Source organism: Actinomadura sp. (genome assembly GCF_044508335.1).
In the GTDB taxonomy this organism is placed as follows: domain Bacteria; phylum Actinomycetota; class Actinomycetes; order Streptosporangiales; family Streptosporangiaceae; genus Spirillospora.
On sequence record NZ_JBIQHY010000001.1, the window covers coordinates 17754 to 32042 of the forward strand.

A 14289-nucleotide genomic window follows, 5' to 3' on the forward strand; every position below is an offset into this window, starting at 1 on the left:
CGGTCACGGCCCGCAGCGGGGGCGGGCCGTGACCGGCGCGGCCGCGCCACGGCCCCGCGCCACGGCCCGCTGGCCGCGTCGCCGCGGGCATCGTGGCCCTTTCGTGATTCGCCGCGCGGAACGGTGACCCGCGTCACCCCGTCCAAGCCGCATGCGGAACGTCAGGAACGTCACATGTGCGCTGGTCGTCCTGCTGCTGGCCGGGGTCCTGGCCGCGTGCGGCGGCGGCGACCGCTCGTCCGGCTCGTCCGAGGCCGCCGACCGGGGAATCGGCCCCGCTCCGGCGGCGACCCGGAACGAGGCGGCCCCGGCGGGGGGCGCCGCCGACGGGAACGCCGCCGACGGGAACGCGGCCGGCGGGAACGCGGCCGGCGGGAAGACCGCGCAGAAGCCGCAGGCGCCGCTGCCGACCGGGCGCGAGGTCGTCCACACCGCGCGGCTGCGGGTCCAGGCGGGGGACGTCGAGGACGCCGCCGCCAAGGCCAAGCAGATGACGGCCTCGGCCGGCGGCTACGTCGAGCAGGAGTCGAGTTCGAGCGACCCGGCCCGCTCGCAGATCACCCTGAAGATCCCCGCCGACCGCTACACCGACGTGCTGGACCAGCTGAGCACGCGGCTCGGCACCAAGATCTCCCTCTCCCAGGAGGCCGAGGACGTCACCGGCGAGGTCGCCGACGTCGACGCCCGCGTGCGGTCGGCGAAGGCCACGCTGGAGTCGTTCCGCAAGCTCCTCGGCCGCGCGGACTCCGTCGGCGAGGTCATCCAGGTCGAGCAGGAGATCGCCCGGCGCGAGGCCGACCTTGAGGCGCTGCAGGCGCGGCAGAACTCGCTGAAGCACCGCACCCGGTACGCGACGGTGACCGTGACGCTGGTGGCCGAGGCCGCGGCGCCCGAGAAGGACGACGAGCGCGGCGGGTTCATCGGCGGCCTCCAGGACGGCTGGCACGCGTTCACCGCGTTCATCGGCGGCGTCGCCACCGTGCTCGGCTGGCTGCTGCCGTTCCTCGTCCTCGCCGCCGCGCTCGGCTGGCCGCTGCTCGCCTTCCGGCGCCGCATCCGCGGCCGGTTCGGCGGCCGTTCCGAGCCGGCGCCCGGACCGGAGCCGGAGAAGGCCGCGGCGGGCACGGCACCGCCGCGGCAGCCGCCCGCCTAGCCGTCCCGCCTAGCCGTCCCGCCCGCTGCTCGCCTCGTGGACGAGGTCCGCGAGGCGGGCCAGCACGTCGGGGTCGGTGGACGGCAGGACGCCGTGTCCCAGGTTGAAGATGTGGCCCTCGGCGGTGCGGCCCCGGGCCAGCACGTCGCGGGCGCGGCGCTCGACGATCTCCCACGGGGCGAACAGGATCGCGGGGTCGAGGTTGCCCTGCAGGGCCTTGCCCGGCTCGACCCGGCTGACGGCCTCGTCCAGCGGCACCCGCCAGTCGACGCCGACGACGTCGGCCCCGGCCTCGCCCATCGGGCCGAGCAGCTCGCCCGTCCCGACGCCGAAGTGGATGCGCGGCACGCCGAGCGGCTCGATCGCGGCGAAGATGCGGCGCGTGTGCGGCAGCACCGACTCGCGGTAGTCCTGCGCGGCGACCGCGCCCACCCAGGAGTCGAACACCTGCACGGCGCTCGCCCCGGCCGCGACCTGCACCTTCAGGAACGCGATCGTGAGGTCGGCGAGGCGGTCCATGAGGCTCGCCCACAGCTCCGGCTCGCCGTACATCATGGCCTTGGTGCGCTCGTGGTTCTTGGACGGGCCGCCCTCGATCAGGTACGAGGCGAGCGTGAACGGGCCGCCCGCGAAGCCGATCAGCGGCGTCGCGCCCAGCTCGCCGACCAGCCCCCGGACGGCCTCGGTCACGTACGGGACGTCGTCGGGGACGGGGGGCCGCAGCGCGGCGAGGTCGCCCGCCGACCGGATCGGGTCGGCGATCACCGGCCCGACGCCCGGCTTGATGTCGAGGTCGACGCCGATGGCCTTCAGCGGAACCATGATGTCGCTGAAGAAGATCGCCGCGTCCACCGCGTACCGGCGCACCGGCTGCATCGTGATCTCCACGATCATGTCGGGGCGGGTGCACGACTCCAGCATCGGGACGCCCTCGCGGACCCGCAGGTACTCCGGCAGCGAGCGGCCGGCCTGGCGCATGAACCACACCGGCGTGTGCGGCACCGGCCGCCGCCGGCAGGCCAGCAGGAAGGGGCTCTCGGCGAGCGCGTCCCCAGCGGGCGTGTTCACAGAGTCGTCGTTCGGACGGGCAGCGTCAGCGGTCACGTTGCGATGGTCCCATGAAACGCAGGTGAGAAGGCACCGGAGTGGCGGCTGAGGCGAAACGAACTTCCGGACACGCCGAGCGAAGTCCCGCATTCTGTCACCGGCGCGTGCGAACGTGATGCGTGTCATAGCCGAGGGAGGTCCCCCTTGTACTGCTCCACCTGCGGTGATGAACGTGAGTTCGAGCAGCCGCCGTGTCCCGACGGGCACGGTGCGGAGTGTCCCGAGCGGGCCTGCGTCGAGTGCGGCGCCGCGGTCCTCGTCGGCCTGCCGCCGGTGACCGCCCCGGCCCGCGCGACCGGCCCGACCGGCCCGCAGACCGTCCGGGCGCCCCGCCGCGCCGCCGCCGAGCGGGCCGTGGCCTGACCGGCCCGGCCCCCGAGACGAAACCAGCTGTGCCGTGCCCGTCTCCCCTCCGCGTCCCCCCGCCGCCCCGTCCCGGCGGCACCGCCCCGAGCCGGCCCCCGGCTCCCGGCCGCTCACCCGCGACCAGGCCGGTCCGCCCATGAACCCACCTGCCTTCCAGCGGGCCGTCGACACGCTGCGCTCGTTCCTCGAAGGGCCCGCCCTCCGGCCGGAGCTCGACCTGGAGGACATGCCCGCCCCGCAGCGCCTCGCGCCGTACGCGGCGGCGATGTCCGGCACCGTCTACCGCGACGACGACACCGAGGTCGCCGCCGGGCGCCTCATCGTGCTGTGCGACCCGGAGGGCAGGTCCGGCTGGACGAACGGGTTCCGCATCGTCGCCTACATCCGCGCCGACCTGGAGCCCGACATCGCCGCCGACGAGCTGATCGGCTCCGTCGCCTGGGACTGGCTGCTGGAGGCGCTGGAGCCCGCCGGGTACGCGAACGTGTCCGGGACGGTCACCCGGGCGGTGTCGGAGAGCTTCGGCGACAAGCGCGACGAGCCGTCCACCACCGAGCTGGAGCTGCGCGCCTCCTGGTCGCCGACCGGGGACGACCTCGCCGGCCACGTCGCGGCCTGGTGCGAGGTGATGTGCACCACGGCCGGGCTGCCGCCGTCCGGCGTCGCGTCGCTGCCGGATCCGCCGGGCGGCGGTGGCGGCTGAACGACGTACGGTAGGTGGCGTGAGCACAGCGTCCGAGACCGAGGCGGCGGGGGAGAACACGGAAACAGTGGGAGTGTCCGAAACGCGCGCCACCGGCCCCAAAGGGGAGACCGGTGCGGAGGAGACGGCCGTCGAACGAACAGGGGCCGTTCCCGATCAGCAGGGGACGGGCCCGGACGACGCGAAGGCCGATACCGGCCCCCCGGCCGTCCCGCTGCTGGAGCCGCGCGAGGGCGTCCCCCCCGTCGTCGCCACGGCCGCCGGGCTCGACCGCGTCATCGCGGCGTTCGCGGCCGGCACCGGCCCCGTCGCGGTGGACGCCGAGCGGGCCTCCGGCTACCGGTACGGGCAGCGCGCCTACCTGATCCAGCTGCGCCGCGAGGGCGCCGGCACCGCGCTGATCGACCCGATCGCCTGCCCCGACCTGTCCGGGCTGGACGCCGCGCTCGCCGACGCCGAGATGGTGCTGCACGCCGCCAACCAGGACCTCCCGTGCCTGGCCGAGGTCGGGCTCGTCCCGCGCCGGCTGTTCGACACCGAGCTGGCGGGGCGGCTGCTCGGCTACCCGCGGGTCGGGCTCGGCTCCATGGTCGAGAACGTGCTGGGGTTCGTGCTGGAGAAGGGCTACTCGGCGGCCGACTGGTCCACGCGCCCCCTCCCCGAAGACTGGCTCCGCTACGCCGCGCTGGACGTCGAGCTCCTCGTCGAGCTGCGCGACGCCCTGCAGGAGGAGCTGGAGACGGCGGGCAAGCTGGAGTGGGCGCTGGAGGAGTTCGCCGCGATACTGGCCACGCCGCCGAAGCCGCCGCGGCCCGACCCGTGGCGCCGCACGTCCGGCATCCACCGGGTGCGCAACCGGCGGGCGCTCGCCGCCGTCCGCGAGGTGTGGACGGCCCGCGACCGGATAGCGCGCGAGCGCGACCTGTCCCCCGGCCGGGTGCTGCAGGACGCCGCGATCATAGAGCTGGCGCAGAAGTCCCCGAAGACGCCCGCCGAGCTGCAGGCCCTGCCCACCATGCGGGGGCGCGGCGCCCGGCGGCACCAGTCGGCGTGGCTGCGCGCCGTCGCCCGCGCCCGCGACCTGTCCGAGCGGGCGCTGCCGGAGTCGAACCTGCCCGGCGACGGCCCGCCGCCCGCGCACCGCTGGGCCGACCGCGACCCGGAGGCCGCCAAGCGGCTCACCGCGGCCCGCGCCGTCATCGCGGCGCTCGCCGACGAGCACTCGATGCCGTCGGAGAACCTGGTGCAGCCCGACTACGTCCGCCGCCTCGCCTGGACGCCGCCCGAAGAGTCGTCGCCGTCCGCGATCGGCGCCGCCCTGCGCGAGCTCGGCGCCCGCAGGTGGCAGGTCGAGCTGACCGCCCAGCCGCTCGCCAAGGCGTTCCTGCGCCTCGAAAGCAAAGGAGAGGTCTGAGCCCTCTTGCCGGGGTCGGGTGCCGGGCGCACACTTGGTTAGGTTAGCTTTGCCTAAAAGGCTCTGCCTGCAAAGCTCGGCCTGACATCTGTGCGATCCGGAGGAGTACGGCGATGCTACTGGGCAACTTCCTCATCGGACTACGTGAGGGGCTCGAGGCCGCCCTGGTCGTGAGCATCCTGATCGCGTACCTGGTGAAGACCGGCAACCGCCGGGCCCTGCTCCCCGTCTGGACGGGGGTCGCCGTCGCCGTCGCGCTGGCGTTCGCGTTCGGCGTCGCGCTGAGCGCCGCGTCCTCGGAGATGCAGTTCAAGACGCAGGAGCTGTTCGGCGGCGTCCTGTCGATCATCGCGGTGGGGCTGGTCACCTGGATGGTCTTCTGGATGCGCAGGACCGCCCGGTTCATGAAGGCGGAGCTGGAGGGCAAGCTGGAGGGCGCGCTGAACGTCGGGCCGCTCGCCCTCGCCGCGGTCGCGTTCCTCGCCGTCGGGCGGGAGGGCCTGGAGACCGCGCTGTTCCTGTGGACGAACATCTCCAACTCCTCCGGCGGCTCCACCCAGCCGATCATCGGCGCGTTCCTCGGGCTCGCCGTCGCCGTCGTGCTCGGCTACCTGCTCTACCGCGGCGGCCTCAAGATCAACCTGAAGCGGTTCTTCACCTGGACGGGCGCCGCGCTCATCGTCGTCGCCGCGGGCGTGTTCGGTTACGGCTTCCACGACCTGCAGGAGGCCGAGGTCTTCCCGGGCCTGAACGCCGTCGCGCTGGAGCCGCACACGTTCTTCGCCAAGTTCGGCAGCGCGGGCGACTGGATGCAGACGGTGTTCCAGGGCGTGCTGAACGTCACACCGCAGATCACGTGGCTGCAGCTGGTCATGTGGGCGGCGTACCTGGTGCCGGTGATGTTCCTGTTCCTGCGCACCCCGTCGGCGCCCAAGCCCGCCCCCGCCAAGGCCACGGAGCCGGCCGCCACGTCCTGACCCCGGCCCTCAGAGGTCGGGGAGCGGGTCCCTGGGGAGGCTGTCGCGGGCGAAGATCTCGGCGTCGGCGGCGTTGACGACCGGGACGTACTCGTCGTCCACCTCGAACACGGCGCCGGCGAACTCGAACGACGCGCCGGCGCCCGTCTCCACCGGCCCGATCCGGGTGCCGCGCGGGTAGCTGCCCCAGATCGTCTTCGGGTTGCTGCTGCGCAGCGAGCCGGTGGAGATCACGGCTACCTGGTCGTCGGTGACGACGAAGACGAAGCCCGCGCCGCCGCCGTAGGCCATCGCAGGGAAGATGTAGCGGATCTCCCCGTCGATTCCGAGGAACTCCCTGCAGCGCTCGCGTAGCGGGCGTGGCACCGGCATGGCGGTCGAGGCACCTCCCCCGGGGGCGGAACACAGCTGCCTTCCACAATCATGCACCGCCCCGGGCGAACGTGACCAGTGTCAGGCCGACGCCAGCGCCTCCGTCGGCGGCAGCCTCGCGGCGCGCACCGCCGGATACAGCCCGGCGGCCGTCCCGATCGCCAGCGTCGCGGCGAGCGCGCCGCCGAGCGCCCACACCGGCACGACGGGCGGCCACCCCTTCCACAGCGCGAACCCGGCGGTGACGGCCGTGCCGAGCAGGACGCCGGCCGCGCCGCCGAACCCCGACAGCAGCAGCGACTCGGCGAGGAACTGGACGCGCACCTGGCCGCGGGTCGCGCCGAGCGAGCGGCGCAGCCCGATCTCCCGGCGCCGCTCCAGCACCGAGATCACCATCGTGTTGGCGACGCCGACCCCGCCGACCAGCAGCGCGACCGCACCGAGCCCGAGCAGCAGCCCGGTGAACGCGCCCGCGGCGGCGGCCTTGGCCTCCAGCGCGTCCGAGGGGCGGCTGACCTCGACCTCCTCGGGATGCTCGGGGCTGACCGTCCGCGCGAGGACGTCCCGGACGTCGTTCACCGACGCGTCCGCCGACCGCTCGTAGATCGTCGTCGGATGCCCGTCGAACCCCAGGTAGCGGCGGGCCGCGTCCCAGCCGACGAGGGCGGAGCGGTCGATCTCCGGGGCCAGCTCGGCGGGCCGCAGGACGCCCAGGACCGTGAACCACCGGCCGCCGATCCACACCCGGCCCTCGCGGACGCCCAGCCGCTTCGCGGCCTCGGAGCCGAGCACGACCCCGGGATAGCGGGCCGTGCCCACGTTGAGCGAGCTCCCGCTCGCCGTCTCCACGCCGAGCGTGCCGAACAGGTCCGTCGTGGCGGCCTGCACGGCGATGCCCTGCGTGACCTCCTCGGGGATCTTGTCGGTCCGGCGGACGGTCGCGTCCACCGCCCCCGTCGCGCCGACCGCGGTGACCGGCCCGATGCGGCGCACCATCTCCGGCGCCGTCTCGGGCAGCTCCGCCTTCTCCCCGAACAGGGTGTCGCCGGGCTTCGCGGTCAGCAGGTTGGTGCCGAGCCGGTCGAGCCGCCGCAGCAGATCCTCCTTGCTGGACGAGGAGATCCCGATGACCGCGACCATCGTGGCGATCCCGATCGCGATGCCGAGCGCGGACAGCACGACCCTGGCGGGGCGTGCCCGGAGCCCTCCGAGGCCGACGCGCAGCACGTCGTCCGGCCCCAGCCGCGCGGGCGCGAGCGCCGCCTTCATCGGCTGCCCACCTCCGCCCGCTCGTCGGCGACGATCAGCCCGTCCCTGACCCGGACCCGGCGCGGCGCCCGGCCGGCCACCTCCGCATCGTGCGTGATGATCGCGACGGTGGTGCCGGCGCGGTTCAGCTCGTCCAGCAGGGCCAGCACCTCCGCGCCGGCCGCCGAGTCGAGGTTGCCCGTGGGCTCGTCGGCGAGCAGCAGGTCCGGCTCGCCCACCACGGCCCGCGCGACCGCGACCCGCTGCTGCTCGCCGCCGGAAAGCTGGTGCGGCCGGTGCCCGGTGCGGTGCCCGAGCCCGACGCGGTCGAGCGCGGCGCGCGCCCGCTCCCGCCGCTCCCGCAGCCGGGCGCCGCCGTACAGCAGCCCGTCGGCGACGTTGTCGAGCGCGCTCACCCCCGCCGCCAGGTGGAACTGCTGGAACACGAACCCGATGTGCCGCGCCCGCAGCGCCGACAGCTCCCGGTCGCCGAGCACGCCGACCTCGTGCCCGGCGACCCGCACGCTGCCCCCGGTCGGGCGGTCGAGCGTCCCGATCATGTGCAGCATCGTCGACTTCCCCGAACCGGACGGCCCGACGATCGCGACCATCTCCCCCGGCGCGATCACCAGGTCGACGCCCTTGAGCGCCGCGACGCCCGTGTACTCCTTGGTGACCCCGGCGAGCTCGACGATGTTCCCACCCACGTCCAGCGTGCTCATTGGGCGGGCACCCCGACCTTCATGCCCTCGCTCAGGCCGCTCCCGCTGACCTCGACCCGGCCCCCGCCGAACGTCCCGACCTGCACGGGCACGATCCGCCTTCCGGTATCGACGACCTCGACCCCGAAGCCGCCCTCCCTCAACGCCAGCAGCGCCTCGACCGGCACCGACAGGACGTCCTTCTTCCGCTCGCTCTCCAGCTCGACGCTGACGGGAGCCTCGTCCAGCCGTCCCGTCTTCGCGTCGCCGATCGAGATGTCGACGCCGATGGTGGTCTTCTTGTCCTGCCCGGACCCGGTGCTCTCGGCGACGCTGCCGACCTCGGTGATCTTCCCCTTGACGGACTTGCCGCCGGGCAGCTGCACCGAGACCCCGGCGCCCTCCTCGGCGAGGTCCTGCTTGTCGGCGTCCAGATCGACGTGCACGACCCGTTTCGTCCCGGCCACGGTGAGAGCGGCCTGCCCCTGGCCGACCCGCCTCCCCTCGGGCGCCTTGACCTCCCGCACCCGCACGGCCCCGCTCAGGAAGACGACCTGGCCGGAGTCGACGGCCCCGGTCTCCGCCAGCCCCCGGTCGTCCTGCCACTCCTTGACGGCCGCCCCGGTCGCGGCGGTGAACTCGTCGTCCACGGTCATCCCGCCGTACCCGAGCGCCCGCAGGTTCTCTTCGAGCTGCCGGACGTCCTTGCCCGACGTGCCCTCCCGCAGCGTCCGGTACATGGGGCTGCCGCCGTACATCAGCGTGACGGGCTTGCCCGCCACCTTGAGCAGCGTCCCGCCCCGCTTGACGACCGCTCCCTTCTCCGGCGCCCACGTCACCACGCCCGACGCGCCCGTCCACACCTCGCGCACATCGCCGTAGGTGAGCTTCCCGTCCACCGTCTCGGTGTCCACGAGATCGCCCCGGGTCACCACGGCGGTGCCGAGCCTCGCCTCATGGACGCTTTCGGGCTCGCTCCCGTCCATCGTCCAGGCCAACGCACCGCCACCGCCGGCGACCACGGCGACGGCGACTCCGCCGGCGACAACGACACGCCTCACCGCCCGACCCCCGGCAGGTCCGCCTTGCACGCCTCGCGCGCCTTCTTCAGCGCGCCCCGGTCGATGCCCCCGGTCGGCAGCTTGAACTGCCCGTCCGGCCCGGGATCGGGGATGTCCACCCCGTGCTCGCGCATGCACTGCGCGAACTTCACGAACTGGTCGCGCACCTTCGGGTCCTTCAGATCGGGCAACCTCCCGCCCGCCTGCAGCCACTGCTTGCAGTTCTTCAGCGCGCCCTGCAGTTTCGTCCGGTCGGTGCTCTTCCCGAGGCGCAGCGCACTCCGATCCCCGCTCCCGGGGTCGGGGAGGTCGACCCCGTTCTCCCGCATGCACTGAGCGAACTTGAGCTGCGCGTCCTCCGCCGAAAGCGACGCCGTAGGCGAGGCCGACGCAGAAGCCTTCGCCGTCCCACCGGCGGAGGCGACCCCGCCCCCGCCGTCGTCGCTCCCACAAGCCGAAAGCCCCAAGACCAGCGCCAGGGCCACCCCGGCAACCCACGGTTTCCTCATCGCGTCCTCTCCGCCAAGGCACCTCGCCCAGGCGGAAGCCATGAGACCGGCCCCGGGGTTAAACCCGCATTAGCCATGTAGTCCAGCAGGGGCGGTTACGGAGAGTAAGATCACGAGGCATGTCGCGAGTGGTCACGCGGGATCCGGATCGGCTGGTCCTGTTCACCGACGCGGTGGTGGCGATCGCGGTGACGCTGCTGATCCTGCCGCTGGTGGACGTGGTGCCGGAGGTGGTCGGCGAGCACGGGCGGTCGACCGAGGTGATCACCGGGCATCAGGCGCAGGTCTGGAGCTTCCTGCTCAGCTTCGCCGTCATCCTCCGGCTGTGGTTCGTGCACCACCAGGTGTTCCAGCACATCCGCGGCTACACGCGGGCGCTGATGATGTGGAACGCGGGATGGCTGCTGGCCATCGTGATCCTGCCGTTCTCCACCGAACTCGTCGGGGCCTATCCCGGTGACGACCGTTTCACCCTGATGTTCTACATCGGGAACATCCTCGCCGCGAGCACCTGCCAGAGCATGGTGAGCGTGATCTCCTACCGCGACCGGGAGGTCGCGTCGGAGTCCGATCCGCCGGACATCGAGGCCGTGCGCGGCGGCCTGTCGGCCGCGGCCCTGCTCGCCGCGGCCCTCGCCGTGGCCGCCGCCATCCCCGCGGTCTCCTATTTCGTTCTGCTGCTGCTGTTCCTGGAGCGGCCCGTGACCAGGTTCTGGCCCCTGGTCGGGCTCTGACCTCCGCCTGAACCGAAACCCTCCGCCGCACCGCCCGTTCGGGGGCTGCCAGGGTGTGCGCGCGGCCGGGCCGCCTACGCGGTGCTACATCGGCGGACGCGGCACCGGAACGGTCGCGCCCGAGCCCGGCGGCAGCGCTTCCGTGACTTGCACCTGCCGGCGGTCGAGCAGGCCGGGACCGCACTGGCGCAGGCCGTCCACGCGTTGGTCGACTGACCCCACCGGGGCGCGCCGACGGTCGGCCCCCTCGGCGAGCACCAGGGCTTATCGGGGTTTAACCCCGGGGGCGGGATGCTCTGGGCATGCGTGTTCTTGTCGTTGAGGACGAGCGGGTGCTCGCCGACACCATCGCCGAGGGGCTGCGGGACGAGGCCATGGCCGTCGACGTTGCCTATGACGGCGATGAGGCGTTGGAGCTGGCCTCCTACAACGAGTACGACGTGGTGGTCCTCGACCGGGATCTGCCCACGGTGCACGGGGACGACGTGTGCCGGGAGCTGGTGGTGCGGCGGAGTCCCGGGCGCATCCTGATGCTCACCGCGGCCGGCGACGTTGATGACCGGGTCGACGGGTTGTCGCTCGGCGCCGATGACTATCTGCCCAAGCCGTTCGTGTTCAGCGAGCTGGTGGCGCGGGTGCGGGCGCTGGCGCGGAGGTCGGGGACGGCGGTGCCGCCCGTGCTGGAGCGCAGGGGGATCCGGCTCGACCCGTACCGGCGGAAGGTCGACAGGGACGGGCGGGAGCTGCGGCTGACGAAGAAGGAGTTCGCCGTGCTGGAGGAGCTGATGCGGGCCGAGGGCGGGGTGGTGAGCGCCGAGCGGCTGCTGGAGCGGGCGTGGGACGAGAACATCGACCCGTTCAGCAACATCGTCCGGGTCACGATGGCGACGCTGCGGAGGAAGCTCGGGCAGCCGCCGGTGATCGAGACGGTGACGGGTTCCGGGTACCGGCTGGAGGCGCGGTGAAAAGGCTCAGTGTCCGGACGCGGCTGACGCTGGTCTACGGGTCGCTGTTCCTCGTCACCTCGGCGGTGCTGGTCGCGGTCACCTATCTGCTGACGGTCCGGACGATGGACAACCGGTTCTCGGCCCGCGACATCGACCCGGGGACGCTCGCGCGGGTGCGGGCCATGGCGATCGACGGCGACGTGAACCAGCTGATGGCGTTGAAGGCGGACGCCGACCGGCAGATGGCGCAGCAGAAGCACGACGCGCTGGAGCAGCTGCTGCAGAGCTCGCTGGTGACGATGCTCGTGATCGGGGTCCTGGCGGTGGTCATCGGGTACCTGGTCGCCGGGCGGATGCTGCGGCCGCTGCACAAGGTGACGGCGACGGCGCGGCGGCTGTCGGAGAGCAACATGCACGAGCGGATCGCGCTGGACGGCCCGCAGGACGAGATCAAGGACCTGGCCGACACGTTCGACCGGATGCTCGACCGGCTGAACAGGGCGTTCGACGCGCAGCGGCGGTTCGTCGCGAACGCCTCGCATGAGCTGCGCACGCCGCTGACCATCAACCGGACGGTGCTGGAGGTCGCGCTGGCGAGCCGGAAGAACCCGCCGGAGACGAAGGCTCTCGCGGACGTCCTGCTCGGCAACACCGCCAGGCACGAGCGGCTCATCGAGGGGCTGCTGCTGCTCGCGAAGTCCGAGCGGGACCTCGGCACGCGGGCGCCGACCCCGCTGCCGGAGGTGGTCCGCAGCGCGCTCGACCAGCTGGACGACGCGGCGGTCGACGTGGAGGCGCAGCTCGCGCCCGCGGTCGTGACCGGCGATCCGGTGCTGCTCGAGCGGTGCGCGGTGAACCTGCTGGAGAACGCGGTGAAGTACAACGTGCGGGACGGGCGGGTGTGGGTCCGCACCGGGGTCGCGGACGGCGAGGCGTTCCTGCAGGTCGTCAACACCGGGCGGCCCGTCCCGGCCTACGAGGTCGCGGCGATCTTCGAGCCGTTCCGGCGGCTGCGCGCCGACCGGACGGGGTCGAAGGAAGGCGCGGGCCTCGGCCTGTCGATCGTCCGGGCGGTGGTGGACGCGCACGGCGGCACGATCGAGACGCTGCCGCGCCCCGACGGCGGCCTGTCGATCACCGTCCGGCTGCCCGCGGACGCGGCCACGCCACATGACCCTCCGGTAGCGGCCGGCCTGGGCGCGCGCCGAGCCAGCGGGTGACGACCTTGCCGGTCGCGTTGCGCGGCAGCTCGGCGATGAAGTGCACGTCGCGCGGCACCGCGAACCGGGCGACCTGCGCGTGCACGTACGCGCGGACGGCGTCGGCGTCCAGCCGCGCGCCGGGCCGCAGGACGATGTAGGCGGCGAGCCGCTGCCCCCATTCGTCGTCGGGCACCCCGGTGACCGCGGCCTCCAGGATCTCGGGCAGCTTCAGCAGCGCGTCCTCCACGTCCTTGGGGAGGATGTTCTCGCCGCCGGACACCACCATCCCGTCACTGCGCCCGTCGACGAACAGCAGGCCGCGGTGGTCGATGTGGCCGAGGTCGCCGGTCGCGAGCAGCCCGTCGCGCACCTCCATCGGCTCGCCGCCCGTGTAGCCCTCGAACAGCAGCTCGTTCGCGGCGAAGATCTGCCCGCGGGTGGAGCGGCCCACCCGGCGGCCGTCGGCGTCCACGATCGCCAGCGCGGTGTTGCGCGGCGGGCGCCCGGCGGTGCGCGGGTCGAGCCGCAGGTCGTGCGGGGTGGCGATGGACACCCACGACGCCTCCGTGGACCCGTAGACGTTGTAGAGCCGGTCGCCGAACGCGTCCATGAACCGGGTCGCGAGGTCGCCGGGCAGCGCGGCGCCGCTCAGCGCGAAGATCCGCAGCGAGGACGTGTCGTAGCGGTCGCGGACGTCCTGCGGCAGCTCCAGGATCCGCTGGCACATGACCGGGACGGCGAACACGGCGGTGTCGCGGTGGGACGCGATGGACCGCAGCGTCTGCTCGGGGTCGAACCGGCGGTGCAGCACGACCGGCGCCCGCATCGCCCACGCCATCTGCAGCGCGGCGTACCCCCAGGTGTGGAACAGCGGCGCGTCGACGATCATGGTCTGCCGGGCGCGCAGCGGGATCCGGGAGGTCATCGAGGCGAGCGGCCACAGGCCCGGCCGGGGCGGGCGGCGGGCGCCCTTGGGGCGTCCGGTGGTCCCGGAGCTGAGCATGATCGTGCGGCTCTGGATCTGCGGCGGGCCGGCCTCGGCGGCGGACGCGGGCGCCGAGGAGATGATCTCGTCGATGCTGGGGCCCGACCCGGCGGCGGGGCGGGGCAGCGCGTCCACGTCGGGCCGCGGCGCGGGCGGCAGCGCGGCGAGCGGGACGGGCGCGGCGAGCGGCATCCCGGCGTCCGGGCGGCGGTCGGCCCACAGCACGTTCCGGCGCAGCGCGATCGGCACGTTCGCCAGGAGCGGCGCGAACTCGGCGTCGGCGACGATGAGCGCGGGCCGCAGCTCGCTGAGGACGGCGCGGGTCTGGCCCGCTCCGAAACCGGTGTTGAGCAGCACGACCTCCGCGCCGCGCCGGGAGCAGGCGACGAGCGTCAGGGCCATGCCGCGGTGGTTGCGGCACAGGACGCCGACGCGGGGGCGGGGGCCCCGCAGGGGCAGCCCGGCGGCGAGGCGCGCGGCCTGCTCGTCCAGCTCCGCGAACGTGAGCGCGCCCTCGTCGTCGATGAGCGCGGGACGGGACGGGGAGCGCGCGGCGCCCGCGGCGACGAGCCCGGCGAGCGTGGTGCCCCAGCGCCGCAGCGTGCCGAGCTGCCGGAAGATGCGGCGCGGGCCGCCGCCGAACAGCAGGCCGGTGCGCAGCAGGAGCGCGGTGAGATCGCGGATATGCCCGATCCGCCGGCGCATCCCCGGCCGGTACGCGGGCCTCGCGTGCGTCACCGTGCCTCCTCCCCCGCCACGTTACTCACCCGTCATAAAGCGAACAAGAGCGTCGCGGCGTCAGTGGTTACT

General features: G+C 73.7%; 15 protein-coding genes. 8 read left to right on the forward strand and 7 right to left on the reverse strand.

What is annotated here, in order from left to right; all coding sequences use genetic code 11:
- Window positions 1-151: 151 nt before the first annotated feature.
- The gene (locus tag ACIWVC_RS00090) at window positions 152-1153 is read left to right on the forward strand and encodes a DUF4349 domain-containing protein (protein WP_396445418.1); all 1002 of its coding nucleotides are present in this window, start codon (window positions 152-154) and stop codon (window positions 1151-1153) included.
- 9 nt (window positions 1154-1162) lie between these two features.
- On the opposite strand, the gene hemE is transcribed toward ACIWVC_RS00090, so the two are convergent.
- The gene (hemE, locus tag ACIWVC_RS00095; protein WP_396445454.1) at window positions 1163-2179 is read right to left on the reverse strand and encodes a uroporphyrinogen decarboxylase; all 1017 of its coding nucleotides are present in this window, start codon (window positions 2177-2179) and stop codon (window positions 1163-1165) included.
- 225 nt (window positions 2180-2404) lie between these two features.
- On the opposite strand from hemE, the gene ACIWVC_RS00100 reads away from it, so the two are divergent.
- The 4 genes from ACIWVC_RS00100 to efeU all read left to right on the forward strand — a co-directional run bounded on the left by ACIWVC_RS00100 (window position 2405) and on the right by efeU (window position 5720).
- Window positions 2405-2623 (forward strand): hypothetical protein, encoded by a 219-nt coding sequence (locus tag ACIWVC_RS00100; protein ID WP_396445417.1) that lies wholly within the window; start codon window positions 2405-2407, stop codon window positions 2621-2623.
- A gap of 139 nt (window positions 2624-2762) precedes the next feature.
- Entirely contained in the window at window positions 2763-3329 is a 567-nt protein-coding gene (locus tag ACIWVC_RS00105; RefSeq protein WP_396445416.1) for a DUF3000 domain-containing protein, read from the forward strand.
- Window positions 3330-3543: 214 nt separating this feature from the next.
- Window positions 3544-4743 carry an HRDC domain-containing protein gene (locus ACIWVC_RS00110; protein ID WP_396445453.1) on the forward strand — a complete coding sequence of 400 codons (1200 nt, stop codon included), beginning with the start codon at window positions 3544-3546 and terminating at the stop codon, window positions 4741-4743.
- A 113-nt stretch (window positions 4744-4856) separates the two neighbouring features.
- On the forward strand, window positions 4857-5720 hold the full coding sequence (gene efeU / locus ACIWVC_RS00115) for an iron uptake transporter permease EfeU (protein WP_396445415.1): 864 nt from the start codon (window positions 4857-4859) through the stop codon (window positions 5718-5720).
- A 9-nt stretch (window positions 5721-5729) separates the two neighbouring features.
- Here efeU and ACIWVC_RS00120 read toward each other — a convergent pair whose 3' ends face one another.
- The 5 genes from ACIWVC_RS00120 to ACIWVC_RS00140 form a co-directional block, all read right to left on the reverse strand.
- Window positions 5730-6092: a hypothetical protein gene (locus ACIWVC_RS00120; RefSeq protein WP_396445414.1), complete on the reverse strand. Its 363-nt coding sequence runs from the start codon at window positions 6090-6092 to the stop codon at window positions 5730-5732.
- Window positions 6093-6173: 81 nt separating this feature from the next.
- Window positions 6174-7361, reverse strand: coding sequence for an ABC transporter permease (locus ACIWVC_RS00125; RefSeq protein WP_396445413.1), 1188 nt, complete (start codon window positions 7359-7361; stop codon window positions 6174-6176).
- Window positions 7358-8062: an ABC transporter ATP-binding protein gene (locus ACIWVC_RS00130; RefSeq protein ID WP_396445412.1), complete on the reverse strand. Its 705-nt coding sequence runs from the start codon at window positions 8060-8062 to the stop codon at window positions 7358-7360. Before ACIWVC_RS00130 ends, ACIWVC_RS00125 begins: the two co-directional genes overlap by 4 nt.
- Entirely contained in the window at window positions 8059-9102 is a 1044-nt protein-coding gene (locus ACIWVC_RS00135) for a peptidoglycan-binding protein (RefSeq protein WP_396445411.1), read from the reverse strand. The genes ACIWVC_RS00130 and ACIWVC_RS00135 overlap by 4 nt, the downstream gene beginning before the upstream one ends.
- Window positions 9099-9431, reverse strand: a complete 333-nt coding sequence (locus tag ACIWVC_RS00140) for a hypothetical protein (RefSeq protein ID WP_396445410.1) — start codon at window positions 9429-9431, stop codon at window positions 9099-9101. Before ACIWVC_RS00140 ends, ACIWVC_RS00135 begins: the two co-directional genes overlap by 4 nt.
- Before the next feature lie 299 nt (window positions 9432-9730).
- On the opposite strand from ACIWVC_RS00140, the gene ACIWVC_RS00145 reads away from it, so the two are divergent.
- The 3 genes from ACIWVC_RS00145 (at window position 9731) to ACIWVC_RS00155 (ending at window position 12512) form a co-directional block, all read left to right on the forward strand.
- A complete protein-coding gene (locus ACIWVC_RS00145; RefSeq protein ID WP_396445409.1) occupies window positions 9731-10345 on the forward strand; it encodes a TMEM175 family protein in 615 nt (204 codons plus the stop codon).
- A 302-nt stretch (window positions 10346-10647) separates the two neighbouring features.
- Window positions 10648-11310: a response regulator transcription factor gene (locus tag ACIWVC_RS00150; protein ID WP_396445408.1), complete on the forward strand. Its 663-nt coding sequence runs from the start codon at window positions 10648-10650 to the stop codon at window positions 11308-11310.
- Window positions 11307-12512, forward strand: a complete 1206-nt coding sequence (locus ACIWVC_RS00155; protein ID WP_396445407.1) for a sensor histidine kinase — start codon at window positions 11307-11309, stop codon at window positions 12510-12512. The genes ACIWVC_RS00150 and ACIWVC_RS00155 overlap by 4 nt, the downstream gene beginning before the upstream one ends.
- Here the strand turns inward: ACIWVC_RS00155 and ACIWVC_RS00160 are convergent.
- On the reverse strand, window positions 12427-14217 hold the full coding sequence (locus tag ACIWVC_RS00160) for an AMP-binding protein (RefSeq protein ID WP_396445406.1): 1791 nt from the start codon (window positions 14215-14217) through the stop codon (window positions 12427-12429). The genes ACIWVC_RS00155 and ACIWVC_RS00160 overlap by 86 nt on opposite strands.
- Window positions 14218-14289: the final 72 nt, after the last annotated feature.

What these genes read in the sequence shown, in the direction of transcription:
- ACIWVC_RS00090 (WP_396445418.1), top strand. Translation starts at nt 152, where the DNA reads ATGCGGAACGTCAGGAACGTCACATGTGCGCTGGTCGTCCTGCTGCTG.
- ACIWVC_RS00105 (WP_396445416.1), top strand. Translation starts at nt 2,763, where the DNA reads ATGAACCCACCTGCCTTCCAGCGGGCCGTCGACACGCTGCGCTCGTTC.
- efeU (WP_396445415.1), top strand. Translation starts at nt 4,857, where the DNA reads ATGCTACTGGGCAACTTCCTCATCGGACTACGTGAGGGGCTCGAGGCC.
- ACIWVC_RS00120 (WP_396445414.1), bottom strand. Translation starts at nt 6,092, where the DNA reads ATGCCGGTGCCACGCCCGCTACGCGAGCGCTGCAGGGAGTTCCTCGGA.
- ACIWVC_RS00125 (WP_396445413.1), bottom strand. Translation starts at nt 7,361, where the DNA reads ATGAAGGCGGCGCTCGCGCCCGCGCGGCTGGGGCCGGACGACGTGCTG.
- ACIWVC_RS00130 (WP_396445412.1), bottom strand. Translation starts at nt 8,062, where the DNA reads ATGAGCACGCTGGACGTGGGTGGGAACATCGTCGAGCTCGCCGGGGTC.
- ACIWVC_RS00140 (WP_396445410.1), bottom strand. Translation starts at nt 9,431, where the DNA reads ATGCGGGAGAACGGGGTCGACCTCCCCGACCCCGGGAGCGGGGATCGG.
- ACIWVC_RS00145 (WP_396445409.1), top strand. Translation starts at nt 9,731, where the DNA reads ATGTCGCGAGTGGTCACGCGGGATCCGGATCGGCTGGTCCTGTTCACC.
- ACIWVC_RS00150 (WP_396445408.1), top strand. Translation starts at nt 10,648, where the DNA reads ATGCGTGTTCTTGTCGTTGAGGACGAGCGGGTGCTCGCCGACACCATC.